Origin of the sequence: Streptomyces sp. NPDC047017 (assembly GCF_040644175.1) — a bacterium.
In the GTDB taxonomy this organism is placed as follows: domain Bacteria; phylum Actinomycetota; class Actinomycetes; order Streptomycetales; family Streptomycetaceae; genus Streptomyces.
Genome location: NZ_JBEYVW010000012.1, coordinates 256,383 through 273,104 on the forward strand (window position 1 = coordinate 256,383; position 16,722 = coordinate 273,104).

Annotated in this window: 16 protein-coding genes and 1 pseudogene; 7 read left to right on the forward strand and 10 right to left on the reverse strand. The window is 70.3% G+C overall.

Translation table 11 applies throughout. The annotated features are described in order from the left end of the window. Positions 1-171: 171 nt before the first annotated feature. Positions 172-852: a trypsin-like serine protease gene (locus tag ABZ858_RS21560; protein ID WP_361380780.1), complete on the reverse strand. Its 681-nt coding sequence runs from the start codon at positions 850-852 to the stop codon at positions 172-174. A gap of 357 nt (positions 853-1,209) precedes the next feature. After that, positions 1,210-2,142 (reverse strand): hypothetical protein, encoded by a 933-nt coding sequence (locus tag ABZ858_RS21565; protein WP_361380783.1) that lies wholly within the window; start codon positions 2,140-2,142, stop codon positions 1,210-1,212. A 405-nt stretch (positions 2,143-2,547) separates the two neighbouring features. Here ABZ858_RS21565 and ABZ858_RS21570 point away from each other — a divergent pair, with 405 nt between their 5' ends. Then, positions 2,548-3,351: an HAD family acid phosphatase gene (locus tag ABZ858_RS21570; protein WP_361380786.1), complete on the forward strand. Its 804-nt coding sequence runs from the start codon at positions 2,548-2,550 to the stop codon at positions 3,349-3,351. A gap of 159 nt (positions 3,352-3,510) precedes the next feature. On the opposite strand, the gene ABZ858_RS21575 is transcribed toward ABZ858_RS21570, so the two are convergent. Beyond that, positions 3,511-4,269: an alpha/beta fold hydrolase gene (locus tag ABZ858_RS21575; RefSeq protein WP_361380788.1), complete on the reverse strand. Its 759-nt coding sequence runs from the start codon at positions 4,267-4,269 to the stop codon at positions 3,511-3,513. 63 nt (positions 4,270-4,332) lie between these two features. Between ABZ858_RS21575 and ABZ858_RS21580 the strand changes: the two genes are divergently transcribed. Continuing rightward, positions 4,333-4,788: a MarR family winged helix-turn-helix transcriptional regulator gene (locus ABZ858_RS21580; RefSeq protein WP_361380791.1), complete on the forward strand. Its 456-nt coding sequence runs from the start codon at positions 4,333-4,335 to the stop codon at positions 4,786-4,788. 58 nt (positions 4,789-4,846) lie between these two features. Here the strand turns inward: ABZ858_RS21580 and ABZ858_RS21585 are convergent. Both ABZ858_RS21585 and ABZ858_RS21590 read right to left on the reverse strand, forming a co-directional pair. Continuing rightward, positions 4,847-5,126 (reverse strand): annotated as a pseudogene (locus ABZ858_RS21585) (IMP dehydrogenase); the annotation flags it as partial. 141 nt (positions 5,127-5,267) lie between these two features. Further along, positions 5,268-5,858 (reverse strand): TetR/AcrR family transcriptional regulator, encoded by a 591-nt coding sequence (locus ABZ858_RS21590; protein ID WP_361380794.1) that lies wholly within the window; start codon positions 5,856-5,858, stop codon positions 5,268-5,270. A 120-nt stretch (positions 5,859-5,978) separates the two neighbouring features. Here ABZ858_RS21590 and ABZ858_RS21595 point away from each other — a divergent pair, with 120 nt between their 5' ends. Further along, positions 5,979-6,911: an alpha/beta hydrolase gene (locus tag ABZ858_RS21595; RefSeq protein WP_361380798.1), complete on the forward strand. Its 933-nt coding sequence runs from the start codon at positions 5,979-5,981 to the stop codon at positions 6,909-6,911. Between the two features lie 124 nt (positions 6,912-7,035). On the opposite strand, the gene ABZ858_RS21600 is transcribed toward ABZ858_RS21595, so the two are convergent. The 3 genes from ABZ858_RS21600 to ABZ858_RS21610 form a co-directional block, all read right to left on the reverse strand. Further along, positions 7,036-8,538, reverse strand: a complete 1,503-nt coding sequence (locus ABZ858_RS21600; protein WP_361380801.1) for a CoA transferase — start codon at positions 8,536-8,538, stop codon at positions 7,036-7,038. A gap of 44 nt (positions 8,539-8,582) precedes the next feature. Further along, the gene (locus tag ABZ858_RS21605) at positions 8,583-9,560 is read right to left on the reverse strand and encodes a 3-hydroxyacyl-CoA dehydrogenase NAD-binding domain-containing protein (protein ID WP_361380804.1); all 978 of its coding nucleotides are present in this window, start codon (positions 9,558-9,560) and stop codon (positions 8,583-8,585) included. A gap of 86 nt (positions 9,561-9,646) precedes the next feature. Then, positions 9,647-10,384, reverse strand: a complete 738-nt coding sequence (locus tag ABZ858_RS21610; protein WP_361380807.1) for an acetoacetate decarboxylase — start codon at positions 10,382-10,384, stop codon at positions 9,647-9,649. A gap of 207 nt (positions 10,385-10,591) precedes the next feature. Here ABZ858_RS21610 and ABZ858_RS21615 point away from each other — a divergent pair, with 207 nt between their 5' ends. After that, positions 10,592-11,509 carry a LysR substrate-binding domain-containing protein gene (locus tag ABZ858_RS21615; protein WP_361380810.1) on the forward strand — a complete coding sequence of 306 codons (918 nt, stop codon included), beginning with the start codon at positions 10,592-10,594 and terminating at the stop codon, positions 11,507-11,509. 191 nt (positions 11,510-11,700) lie between these two features. After that, complete coding sequence (locus tag ABZ858_RS21620) at positions 11,701-12,957, forward strand: acyltransferase (protein ID WP_361380813.1); 1,257 nt, start codon at positions 11,701-11,703, stop codon at positions 12,955-12,957. A 427-nt stretch (positions 12,958-13,384) separates the two neighbouring features. Here the strand turns inward: ABZ858_RS21620 and ABZ858_RS21625 are convergent, their stop codons facing one another. Continuing rightward, on the reverse strand, positions 13,385-13,528 hold the full coding sequence (locus ABZ858_RS21625; RefSeq protein WP_361380821.1) for a hypothetical protein: 144 nt from the start codon (positions 13,526-13,528) through the stop codon (positions 13,385-13,387). A gap of 197 nt (positions 13,529-13,725) precedes the next feature. Next, on the reverse strand, positions 13,726-14,388 hold the full coding sequence (locus ABZ858_RS21630) for a class I SAM-dependent methyltransferase (RefSeq protein WP_361380824.1): 663 nt from the start codon (positions 14,386-14,388) through the stop codon (positions 13,726-13,728). 70 nt (positions 14,389-14,458) lie between these two features. Between ABZ858_RS21630 and ABZ858_RS21635 the strand changes: the two genes are divergently transcribed. Further along, entirely contained in the window at positions 14,459-15,124 is a 666-nt protein-coding gene (locus ABZ858_RS21635) for a TetR/AcrR family transcriptional regulator (RefSeq protein ID WP_361380827.1), read from the forward strand. A 311-nt stretch (positions 15,125-15,435) separates the two neighbouring features. After that, complete coding sequence (locus tag ABZ858_RS21640) at positions 15,436-16,455, forward strand: hypothetical protein (protein ID WP_361380830.1); 1,020 nt, start codon at positions 15,436-15,438, stop codon at positions 16,453-16,455. Positions 16,456-16,722 lie beyond the last annotated feature (267 nt).

The window sequence follows — 16,722 nt, forward strand, 5'->3', positions numbered from 1 at the left end:
TGAGGTGAGGTGAGGCCGGTGAGGCGTCCGGGAGCGCGCACGCCCACGTCTTCGGCCCGGCCGGACCGTCACCGTCCGTCTGACCACCGGGCCCCGACCGCCGCGCCCTGACCGCCGCGCCCTGACCGCCGCGCCCTGACCGCCGCGCCCAGAGCGCCGCGCCCAGAGCCGTCAGGAGCCGACGGTCCGCGATATCCAGCCGCTGTACGAGGTGATGTCCGCGTAGTCCTTCACGGTGTCGGTACCCCGGCTGTCGGTGCCGACGATCACGCCGCCGTAGAAGACGGGGCCGCCGGAGTCACCGCTGGCGGAGATGCCGGAGCCCTTGGTGAGCTGGATGACGTGGTCGTTCTTGCCGTCGCTCGCGTCGTTGTCCTTCACCTTCATCGTGCAGGTCTTGAGCGTGGTCGACTTGCCCCCGTCGTTGTCGGTGTCGCCGTAGCCGTACGCGGTGACGGACTTGCCGTCGGCGGGGCGGTCGCCGGACGAGCCGTACGGGGCGTACGTGGTCTTGTAGGGCTTGGTGAGGTGCAGCAGCAGGATGTCCTCGCCGTCGGCCTGGATCTGCCGGTCGGTGCTGATCTGGGTGCCCTGGCCCTTGGTGACGCTGCCGAGCAGCACGAAATCGTCGTTGCTCTTGCAGTGCCCCGCGGTCAGCACCCACTGGGCGGCGATGACCGCTCCGGAGCAGTGACTGCCGCCCCCGTTGAAACGGACCTGGGCCGCCCAGGGGGCGTTGGAGATGTTCTTGACGGCGGAGCCGCCGATGATGGCGTGCGCCGTGCCGGTCGCCGTGAGGCAGCAGGCCGCCGCGAGGGCGGCGGCCGCGGCGCCGCGATGGATCCTGGACATGTATTTCCTTCCGTACTGAACGCGCGTCCCGAACGGCTCCCGGAATTCCGGTCGAGCCGGTTTCGGTGTCCGGTGCGGGGTGCCGGACGGCACGGAATGTAGAGCTTGTTCGCAGGTACTCGTCAACGGTTCACCACGCGGCAATTCCCGGTCTCTGAATGCCGGGAAGCGGAACGCCCCGGCGAATGGCATTGCGGTGCCCGACGTCCCTGATCGTTCAGTTGATTACTTGACGGTGTGTCCGGGGTGTCCGGGACGCTCACGCCGCCGGTACTGCCCCGCCCCGGCAGGAAGAGAGCGGCAAGGGAGCGGCAAGGGAGCGGAAAGAGACCCGCGAGGACCCTCGCGGCCTTCCGGTCAGTCCCACTCCCAGCGGATGCCGTACGTCCCGGCCTCGACCTCGGTCAGCGCCAGGTGCGCCGTGCCCCCGCTGCCCAGCCAGAGCGGCCCGAGCGCCTGCTGCGGCACGCCGACGCGGGCCGCGTGATAGCTCTCGCACCGGGCGGGCAGCGCCCCCGGGTGGAAGAGGACCTCGACCACCAGGACCGGGGACGGGAGGTAGAGGGAGTGCCGGCTGTAGCTCTGCGGCTGCGCGTCCGCCGGCATGACGTACTCGACGGTCGTGGTGTCACCCTGGTTCAGGACACGGTCCAGGATGAGTTCCACCACCGAGTAACCGGCCCGCGGGCCGCGCCGCGTACGGCCCGTGCGGCAGGGCGCGAGCGCGCTGACGTCCGCGAGCGGATCGCCGGTGTGCAGCACGACGATCACCCGGTCGACCCCGTCGCGTTCCGCGCGGACCACCCGGCGTACCCGCACGCCCTGCGAGGAGCGATCGGCCCCTATCGTCTCCTGGACGTGGGTGTACACGCTGGAGACGGCCCACAGGGACTGCCGGGCCCCGGGCCCCAGCAGGTCCAGCACCGCGTCCAACTCCTCCGAGCTGCTCCACAGTTCATGGGTGGTGAGCGGGCCGGTCCGCGGGCTCCAGCGGCCGCGCGGGCGCCGCGGGCCCAGCAGCACCACCAGCGAGTCGGCCGGCAGGCCGAGGATCTCCTCCAGCATTCGCAGCGCCCGCAGGGAGCTGGCCCGCTCGGGCCGGTTGCTGCCGCGCTGCCAGTAGCTGAGCGCGGCCGGGCTGACCCGGACACCGCGTTCGCCCAGTTTCACGCTGATGCGCTGCAGGCTCAGTCCGCTGTCCGCGATGGCCGCGCGCAGCGCCTCGCTGAACAGGCCGGAACGGATGGCGCGCTCGGGTCCGGAGTCCTGTCCCGCAGGGCGCAGGTTCATGACGCGTCACCCCTGTCCGGTACGGGAAGTGCATGTTCCTGCCCGGCGACGGCCCCGTCAAGACCGGTGACTGAACGACCAGGGTTTTCCCACCGCCCGGCGGCGGACCTGCGCCTGTCCCGAGTCACGGCAAGAGCCATTCGCCCCTCTCCCGTCGCCTTGGCCTTTTGTGACGGCGAGCCTACTAACATCCGGAACGGATCATCCAACGCCCCTGAAGGTAAGGGAATTCGGATGCGGAACCCAGGAACCCACGGGCACCGTGCCGAAATGCCGGCGCTTCCCGGAAGCGAAGGGAATTCCCCGATGCCCCCGGACACAGCACACCCCAGGCACAGCACACCCCAGGCACAGCACACCCCCTCACCCTCACCCTCACCCTCACCCTCAGCACAAGGAGAACCCGTGAAACGACCCTCCGTACTCCGCAGGACCGGCACCGGCGTCAGGGCCGCCGTCGCCGGAGCCGTGGCCGCGCTGCTGGTCTGCGGCGGAGTGGCCGCGGCGGACACCGCGACACCGACCGTCGGCAGCGTGCGGGCCGGCCACGAGCCGTACAACCTCGACTTCCTGAAGAAGCAGATCAACACCTACTACGCCGGCCACAAGGACTCGACGGGCCACTACCGGATCGGCGCGGACAGCCAGTGGGGCAAGGACGTGACGGCGATAGCGGCCAAGGCCCAGGCATACCTGGCGCAGCGGCTCGCGCACCACCGCCCGGCGGTCCCGGCGATCATGCTCGACATCGACGACACCTCGATCTCCACGTACCCGGTCAACGCCGACTTCGACTTCGGCGGCGGCGCGGACGCCTCGGCCGCGGACAAGAAGGCCGACACCGACAACACCTATCCGGTGATCCGCCCCGTCCTGCGCCTGGCCCAGTGGGCCCACGCGCACGGCGTCAAGGTCGTCTTCATCACCGGCCGCCACGACGAGGACACCGCCATCTCGCGCAACCAGCTCGCCGGGCTCGGCTACCCGATCGACGGGCTGTACCTGCGCCCGCGCAGCAACCCGCCGGTCTACCTGCCCTGCGGCACCACGTGCACCGCGATCCCGTTCAAGTCCAATACACGCAAGTACCTGGAGCAGTCACAGGGCTACGACTTCATCGAGGCCATCGGTGACCAGGTCAGCGACTACGCGGGCGGCTACGACGACCGCGGCTTCAAGCTGCCCAACCCCATGTACGACATTCCCTGAGCGATACCCTGATCGCTGCCCCCGGACGCCGGCGCCTGCCAGGGGAAGCCTGACAGGGGACCGGCGTCGTCAGCTCCCTTCCTTCTGCCGCAGTGTCTTGTCCTTCGACCGGCCTCCACTTTCACCTATCACCCATCTTCACCTATCACTCATCACCTATCAGCGGTGTGTGGTCTGTGCGGCGAAGTCGTCGAGCAGGGCGAAGGTGCGTTCTGGCTGTTCGAGGTGGGGCAAGTGCCCCGCGCGTGCGACGACTTCGAAGCGTGCGTCCTTGAACGACGCGGCGTACTCCTTGCCGTAGGCCGGGGTCACGATGCGGTCGCTCTCGCCCCACAGGACGAGGGTGGGGGCGGTGACGGCGGCGAGGCGGGGGCGGAGCGTGGGATCGTTCATGGCGGGGCCGCCCGTGTAGAGGCGCAGGCTCGCCATGTTGGCCTGCATGACGGCGCGTTGCGCGGCCGGGACGGTCGCCGGGTCGACGTAGAAGCGCTCCGCGTCGTGGAACGCGTACTCGGCCACCCCGTGCGCGTCCAGGGCGAAGAAGTCCCGCACCGGCGCGCCGTCGACCTCGATGCCGACCGCGTTGACGAGGGCGATCCCGCTGATCAGGCCCTCGGTGTCGGCGGTCGCCAGCTCGGCGGCGATCCAGCCGCCGAGCGAGGAGCCGATGACCAGGACGTCGGACAGGTGCTGGTCACGCAGGAGGCGGAGGTAGGCGGCGGCCAGGTCGGCGACGCGGGTGAAGTCGTCGGGCCGGGGCGTGCCGTTCCAGCCCGGGTGGGTGGGGAGCAGGGCGCGGGAGGTCGCGGAGAAGTGCTCGGCGATCGGGGCGACGGTGGCCGGGCCGCCGCCCCCGTGCAGGACGAGGACGGGGCGGCCGGCGGCGGGGCCGTATGCGGTGAGTGTCGGCTGGGTCATGCCGGCGACAGTAACTAAGGATGTTTATATAAGCAAGCTTAGTCGTGGTGTTAGCCTGGTGGCATGGCCGTTGAACCGCAGATCCTCGGAAGGGCCGTGAAGGCCGTCCAGTACCGCCAGCACCGGGCGCTGGACAGCCGCCTCGCCTCGGTCGGCAGCACCCTCGCGCAGTGGGACGCGCTGCGGGCGATCAGCCGCACACCAGGCGCCAGTGCGCGGGAGCTGGCTGCGGCGACGTTCCAGAGTGAGCAGGCCTTCGGCACACTCGCCGGACGACTGGTGGCGCAACGGCTCGTCGACCGCCGCCCCGGGCACGGCCGGCGCATCGAACACCACCTCACCTCCGAAGGGGAACGACTGCTCGAAGCCGGGCACGAGGTCGCCGACTCGGTCCTCGCGGAATGCTTCGAAGCCCTGACGGCGAGCGAGCGGGAGGTGTTGCTGGAACTGCTGCGGAAGATCGGGGACACCCCGAAGGCAGCCGCCGGGCCCTCGGTGACTCGGGCGCCCGGGGGCTGACGACGCTGAGGGGGATGTCCCTCGCGGTGTGGGTGGGAGCGGTGGGTCAGGGGCGGATGAGGGCTTCGATCACCCTGTCCACGCCACCGGTCAGCTCGCGGATGCGGGCGATGCCCTCCGCACCGTGTTCGACGACGCCAACGGTGGCACCGAACCGGCGCCCCAGCCCGGTACGGCCTTCATGGCGGCCGGCCGGCACGACCCGCCCGGCGCCCAGCGGCTTGGCGGCGATCACCGCGCACAGGCCCGCCCACTGTGCCGTCGCCGACGACCAGCACCGTGCCACCGCGGGAGGCGTCGGCGGCGGCAGCAGCGTGGTTGCCGGTGGTCATCACGTTCGGCCGAAGAGGGGGGTTCGGACCGGGCGAGCACCACCAGGCCCGGGTCCGCCTTCAGGGTGCCATGCACCGCGCGGGCATGCCGTCCACCGCGATCGCCCGTCACCGGCGCCGGCGAAGTCCGCTTTCGCCGGACACCTCTCAGTCGTCGGCGTCGAGAGCCTGCGCGAGTGCGTCGAGGGTCACGTCGATGACGGCGCGCAGCTGCTCCGTGCTCGCTCCGGCTCTGCTCATGACGGCGAGGGACTGGTTCACGGCCGCGAGGTGGGTCGCGAAGGAGTCGGCCGCCTCGTCGTGCAGTCGGCCGGCCTTCAGTGCGGCGCGGAGCCGGGTGTGCTGGAAGCCGATCGCCTCCCGTGCCCGCGCCGCGACGCTCGGGCTCAGCGCTGGGGTCGCCATGACCGTCTGGGCCACCAGGCATCCGTCGGGCACAGCGGGGTCCGCTATGCGTTCCAGGGTGATGTCGAAGAACGCCCGCGCGGCTGCCAGGGGCCGGTCGGCGGCGCAGGACAACGCGGCGTCGTACTTGTCTCCGTAACGCGTGGTGTAGCGCTCCAGGCAGCGCATGAAGAGCGTGTCCTTGTCGCCGAGGGAGGAGTAGATGGAGCTGCGGTTGAGTCCGGTCGCCCGGGACAGGTCGTCCACCGACGTGTCCGCGTAACCGGCCCGCCAGAACTGGATCATCGCGGCATCGAGCGCCGTGGCGATGTCGAACTGCTTCTTGCCTGCCATGCCGCACTTCCCTCCTGCCCTGCTCTGCCTTCTCCCGGTGGAGACCATCCTCCCATCTTGAACCAAACAGTTCAAGATGGGTTAGGGTGAGGACATGATCACGGCGTGTGAAGGAGAATCATGAACGACCCCGCAAGCACCCCCCGCGTCACCCGCAACCCGGTCCGCGACCTGCCGCTGCCCGACCTCGCCGGCTTCACCCACCGTTGGGTCGACGCGGGCGGCGTCCGGCTCCACGCGGTCGAGGGCGGCCGAGCAGACGGTCCGGCCGTCGTGCTGCTCGCCGGATTCCCGCAGACCTGGTGGGCATGGCGCAAGGTGATGCCGCACCTGGCCGCCCGATTCCACGTCATCGCGATCGACCTGCCGGGCCAGGGCCACTCCGAACGCCCGGACATCAGCTACGACACGCACACGGTCGCCGCGCACGTCCACGCCGCGGTCAAGGCGCTCGGAGTCCCGGCGTACTGGCTGGTCGCCCACGACATCGGCGCGTGGGTCGCCTTCTCCCTCGCCCTGAAGCACCAGAGCCGGTTGCGTGGCCTGGCACTGCTCGACGCCGGCATCCCGGGCATCACACTCCCCGACGCCGTTCCGACCGACCCCGAACAGGCGTGGAAGACCTGGCACTTCGCCTTCCACCTCGTGCCCGACCTGCCCGAGACACTGCTCGCCGGCCGCGAACGGGAGTACGTCGGCTGGTTCCTGAAGGCCAAGACCCTCTCCTCCGACACCTTCGACGACGCCGAAATCGAGCAGTACGCCGCGTCCGTGGCCGCCGGCGGCGGTCTCCGCGCATCCCTGGCCTACTACCGGCACGCCGCCGAGTCGGCGCGGAAGAACCACGAAGCGCTGGAACAGCAGCACCTGACGGTCCCGGTTCTCGGGATCTCCAGCAGCCACGGCTCCATCCCCGACATGGCAGCGTCCATCAGGCCGTGGGCCGACCACGCCACCGGGATCGTCGTGCCGGACGCAGGACACTTCATCCCCGACGAACAGCCCGATGCCGTCGCCGCCGCACTGACCGGCTTCATCACCGAAGACGACTGAGACCGGGCGGAACCAAGTGCCGGCACCGGCACCCGTACCTCTGACCGACTCAGCTGTCCGGCCCCGCCGACGGCGAGACAGGTCCCGAGACCGCGGGCGGCAGGACGGTCAAAGGGGCAGACGGTCAGGCGGTGGGCAGCCACTCCGGGCGCTGCGAGCCGCGCGGGACGAGGATCTGCCGGTAGGCGCCGGGGGTGTCGGACATCCGTACCTGATCGGTGATGCCCTGATAGTGGCCGAGAGGGGTCTCGGCGGTGAAGAGTTCCGGGTCCGGGTAGGCGTGCAGCTCGCCGGTGCCCGCGATCTCCTTGGCGTAGCCCTGGTCGAAGATGCCCATGGACAGGATCCACAGGGCCACGCGGGACAGGCAGACGTGGACGCGGTAGCTGCCGCCGTCCTTGGCGCGGCGCCGCAGGGCCTCGGCGACGCCGGCGGTCAGGAACCAGGAGACGAGGTAGTCGTTGACGACGGTGATGGGCGGCAGGGCGGGCTTGTCGCCGTCGCCCTCCAGGTGGAGCAGCCCGGTGAGCGCGCCGGCGGTCTGGTCGAAGCCGAGGTGGTCCTTCCACGGACCGGTCCTGCCGTTAAGCGAGACGGTGGTGTAGACCAGGCCGGGACGGCGGGCGATGGCCTCGTCCTCGGACAGGCCGATGCGGTCCAGAAAGCCGGGGCGGCGGTTGGCGTAGAAGACGTCGGCCTCGGACTGGCGCTGGTGGATGAGGGCCAGGCCCTCCTTCGTGTACGGGCTCACCGTCGCCGAACGCACGCCCACGCCGGTGGTGTTGTAGGTGACGTCGTGCTCAAGCTCGCAGGGGCGCCACAGGTTCAGCACGTCCGCGCCGTGCAGCGCCATGGCACGGCCGGCACCGGCGCCGGCGATGATGTGACCCATGCCCAGCGCCTTCACGCCGTCGAACGGGGCGACGGGGTGGGCGGCCAGTTCCTCCGGGTCGCTGTCACCGATGCGGGTGATCTCCACCAGCGGCAGCTTGGAGAGCACCTGCGTGTACTGCTCCTCCTGAAGGATCTCCTGAGGCGTGCGCACCATCGGCATGACGCAGCCGGCCTCGGCGCCGGCCTGCTCCAGTTCCCGAGCGTTCCACTGCGAGATCGCGGCCTCGACGTGCTCGGGGACGTCACCGGCGCCGAGCAGCCGCTGGGCGGCGACCTTGATGTTGGGGTAGATGTTGAACGGCATCATCCAGCGCCCGTCCGCGGTGCGGTAGAAGTTGTTGGCGTACGCCATGTTGATGATGGACGGGGTGCCGCTGGTGTAGCCGTTGAGGAGTTCCCACTTGCCCTCGTAGAAGGGACACAGGCGGTGCGGGCCCTTGCGCAGGTCCATGTGGATGTCCTGGCCGCGGCCGGTGCGGTCCTTCCATAGGGCGGCGACGGCGGCGGACTTGGCGACCAGGGCGATGCCGGAGGCCGCGCCGAGGCGCAGGGTGCTCGGTACGACCGGGTCGGCGCCCTCGAAGGTGATGTGGCCGCCGGTGTCGCCCGGCTCCAGGCCGATGCCCGCGAGGACCTCGTTCGTCTCAGCGTGGACGTCGAACGCGTCGTCGGCGGCCGGGTCGGCGATCGCCTTCTGGATCTTGCCGGTGAGGGACTTGTCAGGGAGGGACATGTTCTCTTCGTTTCTCGGATGTGGTGCGGTGGGGGTGGGGCCGGTCAGCCGTGGCTGGTGGCGGAGCCCGGGGTCTCACCCAGGGCGCGCATGAGGGCGATCTGCGCGCGGTCGCGCTCTGCGGCGAGTTCCTCGACGGTGCCGTCGCCGAAGGCCGCGTTCGCCTGGTCGATGAGGGTGGCGACGGTGGTGTCGTCGAAGGTGGGGCTGCCCAGGACCGGCCACATGCCAGCCTCCATGGCGCGGCCGAGGTGTTCGATGAAGTGGGGCAGGCCACCGGGACCGCCGCCGAGATGGAAGGTGCGGAAGGGGCCGGCGACCGCCCAGCGCAGGCCGATGGAGGAGGTGACGATGTCGTCGAGTTCCTGCTCGGTCACCACGCCCTGGGCGACGAGGTACACGCACTCGCGGAAGATCGCGGACTGGAGGCGGTTGGCGACGAAGCCGGGCACCTCCTTGCGCAGGACCTGCGGCTTCTTGCCGAGCGCGGCGTAGAACGCCGTGGCCTGGCGAACGGTTTCCTCGGAGGTCTTCTCGCCGGGCACGATCTCCACCAGCGGCACGAGGTGCGGCGGGTTGAAGGGGTGGCCCACGATCAGGCGCTCGGGCCGCGTCATCGCCTTGGCGATGGCGGTCGCCGGGATACTGGAGGTGGAGGTGGCCAGCAGCGCGTGGGCCGGGGCGTTCTGTTCGACGGTCTGCCAGATCCGCTGCTTGAGTTCGAGGCGCTCGGGGCCGTTCTCCTGGACGATGTCGGCGCCGGCCACGGCGGCGGCCAGGTCGGCCTCGAAGGAGAGCCCGGCGGTGAGGTTCTCGGTGGATAGCCCGAGTTCCGCCAGAGCGGGGGTGATCTCCTCCAGGCCCGCCCGGACCAGATCCTCGATGTCACCGCGCGGGTCGTTGATGACGACATCGATGCCGCGGGCCAGGAAGAGACCGGCCCAGGAGACGCCGATCACCCCGCCGCCGATGATCGCGGCACGCTTGTAGGAGTCCGGAGCGGGCTCAGGGGTGGGGGTCATGGTTCGAGCCTTTCTTGAATGGCGTGGGGAGGGAGAGCCGTCCCGGTCGCCGCTGCTGGAGGACGACTCCGCGGTCCGCTGCCGGATCAGGCGGCCAGGTAGTCGTAGACGGGCTTGACCGGGTTGAGGGTCAGGTCGGTGACGATGTGGCTGGCGCTGACGATCTCGACGACGGGCAGGTCCGAGAGCGGAGCCATCACGTGGGCGAAGAGTTCCAGGCGGGCGGGGCCCGTGAAGGCGCTCTTGACGGTGACGTCGGTGACCTGGGTGCGGACGAGATCACACACGCGCAGACTTCCGTCGTAGTCCGGTACCGTCTTGATCATGAAGTTGGGCGAGCAGATCTCGGCCCGGGCCTCGTCGAGGTCCATGGCGTGGTGCTTGTAGCCCATGGTGGCGGTGGCCACCCGCAGCGTCCCGTGGTCGAGCGTCCCGACCAACGTGTCGGAGTCCACGTAGAGCGAGGGTGAGCCGCCCTTCTTCGGGTACGCGCTGTACTCACGGCCACTGGAGATCGCCGGCACGCTGTCCACGTACATCGCGAGATGGAACTCGCCCGCCTCACCCTCGTGCTCCACCGAGACGAGCTGACCCGCCTCGGTGTAGTCGCCCAGGCCGGTGACATCGGGCATCCGCATGATCTCGAACCGGACGACCGGGTCCGTGATCGCCAGCGGCTCGGGGACCAGCCGACGCAGGGCCTCCGGGTCGGTGCGGTAGTAGATGTTGAGGTACTCGCGGTTGGTGAACCGGTACCGGGTCGGCGCGTAGGCCGGGGCATCCACGGGGGTGGTGAAGAGCCGGGCGACATCCTGCTTCTGCATCAAAGCCTCCAGGGAGAAGAACGCCCCACTCAGCCGGCGGAGCGAGTGGCTGGTGTTGTCCGCCGGGGGCTGTTCCGCAGAAATGCGCGGACCTCTCCCGCATCGGATTTTCCGGGGGGAGGGGCGCTGCGTGCTGAGCGCCCACGACGACTCACACGACTCAGTGGACACCTCGGGACTACGGTCTGTCCAATATATGATTGATTCATGGGCGATATGATTGACGATATCCAACTGACCAGGCGCCTGCTGGAGCAGTTTCTGGCGGTGGCCGAGGAGAAGCATTTCGGCCGCGCCGCGGAACGCCTGTCCATGAGCCAGCCGCCGCTGAGCCAGTCGATCCAGCGCCTGGAGCGGGGACTGGGGGTGCGATTGTTCGAGCGGGGGCGGGGCGGGGTGTCGCTGACCTCGGCCGGCAAGACGTTTGCCACAGACGCGCGGCGGTTGCTCGACGCGCAGTCCGCGGCCATCGAGCGCGTACGCAGAGTCGGCAGCGGCCTGGCCGGTGACGTGCGGGTGGGATACGTGAGCATTCTCAGCCACCACTACCTGCCGCGTCTTCTGAGGGCGGCCGCCGAGGAACTTCCGGGCCTGCGCGTACACCTGCACCAGGACTCGCCGGCCGCCCTCGCCGAGATGGTGCGCTCCGGCACGCTGGACCTGGGATTCCTGCGCGACCCTTCGCCGCTGTCGGCGGACCTCGTGAGCCGTGACTTCGCCGTCGAGCGCATCGCCGCGGCGGTGCCGCACGATCATCCGCTGGCCGACGCCGACGAGATCGCTCTGGGTGACCTGCGGGAAGAGGACTTCGTCCTGCCCGATGCCGCTGCGCTCCCGGCCCTGGCTCACCAGGTGCAACTGGCCTGCCACGAAGCCGGCTTCACCCCCCGCACCCGTGCGGTGTCCGACGACCTCACCGGCCTGTTCAGCTATGTCGCCTCCGGACTGTGCGTCAGCCTGCTGCCCGAGCGACTGCGCGACTTCGGGGTGCCCGAGGTCGCCTTCGTCCCCCTGCGCGGGGCATCGCCCTACCTGGAAACCTCCTTGGTCGCGGTGCACCGCCCGGAAGCGGACGCGGCCGTGCTACGCCTACTGGAACTGATCACCCGCCACATGGCGGCGTGACCACCCGCCCCCCGGGCCGGCTTGGAACGGGGAACGGGGTGAGATGGCGCACAGTGCGTCGCCCGCATCACATGTCAGAGGCCCTGCCAGAGGCCCCTGCGGAACCCGGAACCAGTCGGCCCGGGAACCGGGCGGGATACTGTGGGATCTCTATGGGCAAAATCGAGCTATAGGAAGGCTCAAGGAACTTTATGCATCGCGGTTTCGCGCTGCGATGGTCGCATGGCACCGTCGCCGAATTGCTCACCGGTCGCAACAACAGTCTCGGTCTGCTGAGACTCTGTCTGGCTCTGGCGGTGGTCTTCTCACATGCCCGCGTCCTCGGGTACGGGGGCAAGGAGTATCTCCACACATTCAGTGGCGGACAGGCCGACCTCGGCAAACTCGCGGTCTACGGCTTCTTCGTGCTCTCCGGCATCCTCGTCACCCGCAGTGGCGGCCGCCTCAGCGTCGGCCGTTTCCTCTGGCACCGCGTCCTGCGCATCCTGCCGGGCTTCTGGGTGTGCCTGGCCGTCGCCGCCTTCGTCGTGGCGCCGCTCCTGTACTGGCGCCTCCACTCCTCACTCGACGGCTTCGACGGCGCCCCGCACGGCCCGTTCCACCACCTGTGGGTCAACTGGGCCGTCTCGACGAACGAGCACGACATCGCCGGGGTGATGGCCGACGCGCACGCGGCCGGGCGCGTCCACAACGAGGCGTTCGACGGCGCGCTGTGGAGCCTGCGCTACGAGTTCATGTGTTACCTCGGCGTGGCCGCACTCGCCCTCACCGGCATCCTGACCCGCGCCCGCCGGGCCGTCCTGCTCATCACGCTCGTGCTCGGCTGGCTCGTCGTACGCCAGGCGAGCACGGACCCCTTCTGGGCCGGCCCGTACGACGCGCACTACCTGCGGAACGTCCACCTGCCGCCCTTCGCCCCCTTCACCCCCTCGTTCCTGGTCTACCTCGGATTCGCCTTCGCGCTCGGCGCGCTCATCGAGGTCTACCGCGAGCGGGTACCCGTCAGCGACCCGCTGGGCATCGCCTCGCTCGTCGTCCTGCTGGCCAGCCTCCACTACGGCTACCTCTTCACCGTCGGCCTGCCGGCCTTCGCGTACCTCCTGCTCTGGCTCGCCATCCGGCTGCCGGCTCCCTGCCACCGGATCGGCGCCAAGCACGACTACTCCTACGGCATCTACATCTACGGCTTCCTGGTCCAGCAGACCCTCGCCCTGCTCGGGTACGCCCGCTGGGGCATGGCCGCCTATCTCGCACTCACCCTCGTCCTCACCTTCCTGCTCGCCGCCGCGTCCTGGCACCTCGTGGAGCGCCCCGCCATGCGCCTGAAGGACCTCCGCATCGGCAGGCCCCGGCGCGACGACGACCAGCCCGGCCGGTCCATACCGGCCCAGCGGGACCAGCCGACACCGCTCCCGGCCGCCGACCCCGCCCCCGCCGCCCAGCCGTAGACCGCCCCGGCCGCGCGGCGGGCGGGGCGTGTCATGGAAAGCTCTTGTGCCCCTGATCACTCGGCGCGGCGGGCGGGGCGGCCGAGATGCTCGCCCCGACCGATGCACGGCGTTACGTCCGTAGCCCGCGCTCCAGGCATCCGCCACCACGTAACTGGCCGCAGCAGTCGGCTGCGGACCCGCGCCCGCGCGGTGGCCGTCGACGTCCGACGGCACGCCGCCGCTCTGCCCGAGAGCGGCGGTCACGATGCCGCGCACCGCGTCGGGCGCGCGATGCGCGGTGGGGCAGGGCGCTACCTGCGGGGACGGTGCAGGGTCTCCTTGGCCGGCAGCAGCCCGAGGACCGCGTGCTCCTGGTGGCGGGCGTACCAGCGCTCCGCCAGAGCCCGGTCAGTGAACAGGACCGGGCTCCGCGCCGTCTCTGCGGTCAGGTCGGCGGCGTCGAGCCGTCGGCGGCCCGGACGAACTCCATCGCGATGTCGTGGAAGCGCGGGCCACGGAAGTAGGAGACATGCGTGTCATCGGGCGCGAGGGGCCGGCCGCTCTCGTCGGACACGAGCGGGTGGGACATCTTGCGGGACTCGTAGTACGTGTTGACCTGCGGCTGGCTTCGTCGCGTAGCGGCGTGAGCCGATCCGGACCTCGGGCACCTTCACCTCCTCTGCCGAGCGGGTGACGGAAGCGCTCACGCCGGACCACATCCCCGGGTCCGGACGGGGCTTCGCCCTTGCTGTCAGCCCGCCGGGGGACAGGAGCCGATCGTTAGGTCTAGAGGCGGCAGCTGATCTCCATTCCGTCCTCCACGGGGAACGTGACGCTCTGGTAGCCGTTCCGGGGGTCACGGACGTAGTCGAGGTAGGGCGCGAGGTCCTCCAGGTCGACGTCGTCGGCGACGACGAGGGTGCCGGGCGCGAGGCGTGGTTCGAGGAGTCGCAGGACGGGCAGGCACAGGTCCTTCCACCCGTCGAGGAGGACGAAGTCCACGGAGCCGGTGACTGCGGCGAGGGTGTCGCGGGCGTCTCCTTCGAGGACGGTGATCAGATCGTCCAGCCCCGTCTCGGCGAACGTCCGGCGGGCGGCCGCGGCCTTGGCGGCGCTCAGTTCCGTACTGATCACCCGCCCCGTCCCGTTGTCGCGCACCGCGGCGGCGAGATGGAGCGTGGAGATGCCGAAGGACGTGCCGAACTCGATGACGGTGGCGGGGCGGGCGGCGCGGATCAGGTTGTAGAGGAGGCGGCCGCCCTGGGCGGAAATCGGCATGTACACCTCCGCATTGGCGTCGGCCTGATCCTGCGGGCCGAGGGGCGCGGAACTCTGGGGCCACGCCGCCCGGACCCGCCTGCTGGTCGCCTCGTCCTGCTCGGCGTGCCGGAACATCCGGTCGAGGGCGGAGGCGACGCGGGGGTCTTCGAGGGTGTTGGTGGGGGCCATGAACCCAGACTAGACGCACCGTTGCGTAACGTCTAGAGGTCCTTGCCTACTCCGGCCCCAGGAGGCAGACATGGAACGAGGAAGTACGGGCGCCGCGGCGGCCGGGCCGCAACCGGCGGCACGCCACCACGGCAACCGGCACGGTCGCAGCGAACAGGCCCGGCAGGCAGTGCTGGAGGCGGCCGACGACCTCCTGGTCGAGAAGGGCTTCACCGGCGTCACCATCGAGGGCATCGCCGCCCGTGCGGGCGTCGCCAAGCAGACCGTCTCCCGCTGGTGGAAGACCAAGAACGACATCCTCCTGGACGCCTTCCTCCAGGACGCGGCCGAAGCCCTGACCCCGCCGGACCACGGCGACCTGGCCTCGGACCTACGCGCCCACCTGCGCCAACTGGCCCTGTTTCGCACTCGGTCCGACGCGGGCGCCGTCTTCAAAGCCCTCATCGGGCACGCTCAGCACGATCCCGCGTTCGCCGCCGCCCTGCGGTCCGGATACCTCGACGAACAGCGCCGACGCGACCGACTCCCACTGGAACGCGCGGTGGAACGCGGCCGGCTCGCCGCCGGACTCGACATGGCGGCGGAGATCGACCAACTCGTGGGACCGGTCTACCACCGCGTCCTGGTGACGGCGGAACCCGTCGACCAGGCTTTCACCGACCGCCTCGTCGAGGCGTTCCTGCACCGCGCGGACGTGGCGGACGTGACCGACGCAGGGGAGATGGGGAGCAGCTGACTCTGCTTCGGCAACGGATTCGTCCTCGGCGGGGTCGACGAGGACGTCTTCGTCCCTGCCTGCTCGCGCTCAAGCCGACCCGTCTCCGCTCACACCCGCTCGACGCTCAACACCCCAGCCATACAACGGTGATGCTGAGTTCGCGGTCTTCTGCGGCACCTCTGCTCTCCCGGGCAGGGGCGTGCCACCAGGGATGCAGGCGCACGGGCCAGGAACACGGCGGTCGACCGGTTGCTCTCGCTTCGGCATCCACAGTGCGCCGCGGTGCTTCGCGGGTCGAGTATGGATTCCTCGGACCATGAGGGGGATCGATGGGGGTACGACGCGAGCGCCATGTGGCCGCGGTGGCGCGGCGGCGGACGATCACCGAGGAGATCACGGCGTTCGGCGAGATGCTCGCCGCGCACTCCTTCACACCGGGCGGAGCTGACGGCACTCCGGAAAACGTCCGCGACTGGGAGAGGGCACTCGATGCGTACGAACGCGCCGGGCGGCTGTCCGAGCGGCGGCGGCCGGATCTCGGCACGGCGCTGGTCGTGCTGGAAGAAGGCCGCGCGGCGCTGGCCCGGCTCGATGACCGGCGTACCCGTGCCCGCGCGCAGGCCGAGGACAGCAGTCGCTCCCGGGCGCAAGGGGGCCGGCGGGACGCACGACCCTGGCGCCGCAAGCGCCCCGCTCCCGTCGTGGAACACGGTCGCCGCGCGGCAGCCGCCGATCCCGGCACCGGGTCGCCGCGCCCGGCCGCACCGGCTGCCGACTCGAAGCCTCGCCTCCAGCCGCGACCCGTGCCGGGGGTCAAGCCGCACTGGCGTGACCGGATCACGCGCGCACAACTCCTCAAGCGCCTTGCATGGGCCGCGGCCGGCTGCTACGCCGTGGCAGTGAGCATCACTGTCAATCCGATGGCGGCACTGTTCAGCCTGATGCTCGGCGGCATGGCCGGTGGCCTCACGTGTATCGCCGGGATGGTCGCATGGGCCGCGTTGTCGACCGTGTGGGCGGTGCTGTGCCGGGGCGGCAGGGTGCGCGCGGAGTTCACCAGCAGACGGACCGTGGGAAAAACGTACCAGGACGTCTTCACCGTGAAGGCCGGTCCGACGACCGTCGAGCACGTGCGCACGATCGGCGGTCCCCAGGTGGCCCCGATGCCGCACCGGACGGTCTGGTTCGTGCCGGCCTCACGCTCCGGCCGAGACGCGGCCACCTATCGGCTCTTCACACCTTTGTGGCTCGCCATCCTCGTCCTGACGGGCGGGCCCGCGACACTCGCACTCGCCGCGGTCACCCTCTACCTCGTCCCCGGAGCAGAGCTGATACAGGTGTTCGGCTGAGTGGCCACCGTCGCGTCCAAGTGTTCCGCTCCTGGCGAACCGCACCCGCCGGCTCCCCTCTCAGGCGCCCGCCAGTTCCCGGACGGAAAGCAAGGTGAGCGAGAACCTGGCCGTCCCCTGACGGCCCGGGCACCGCAGGCATGGGCGCCCTTGTTTCGTGGGGAAGGGGGGGGGGGGGGGGGGACGGGCCCGCAGGCGCACCCCAGACCCCCCGACGCCGGGTTGTGGTTAGGGGGGGCCGCCGGCCCGCGCACAAAAAACCCAAAC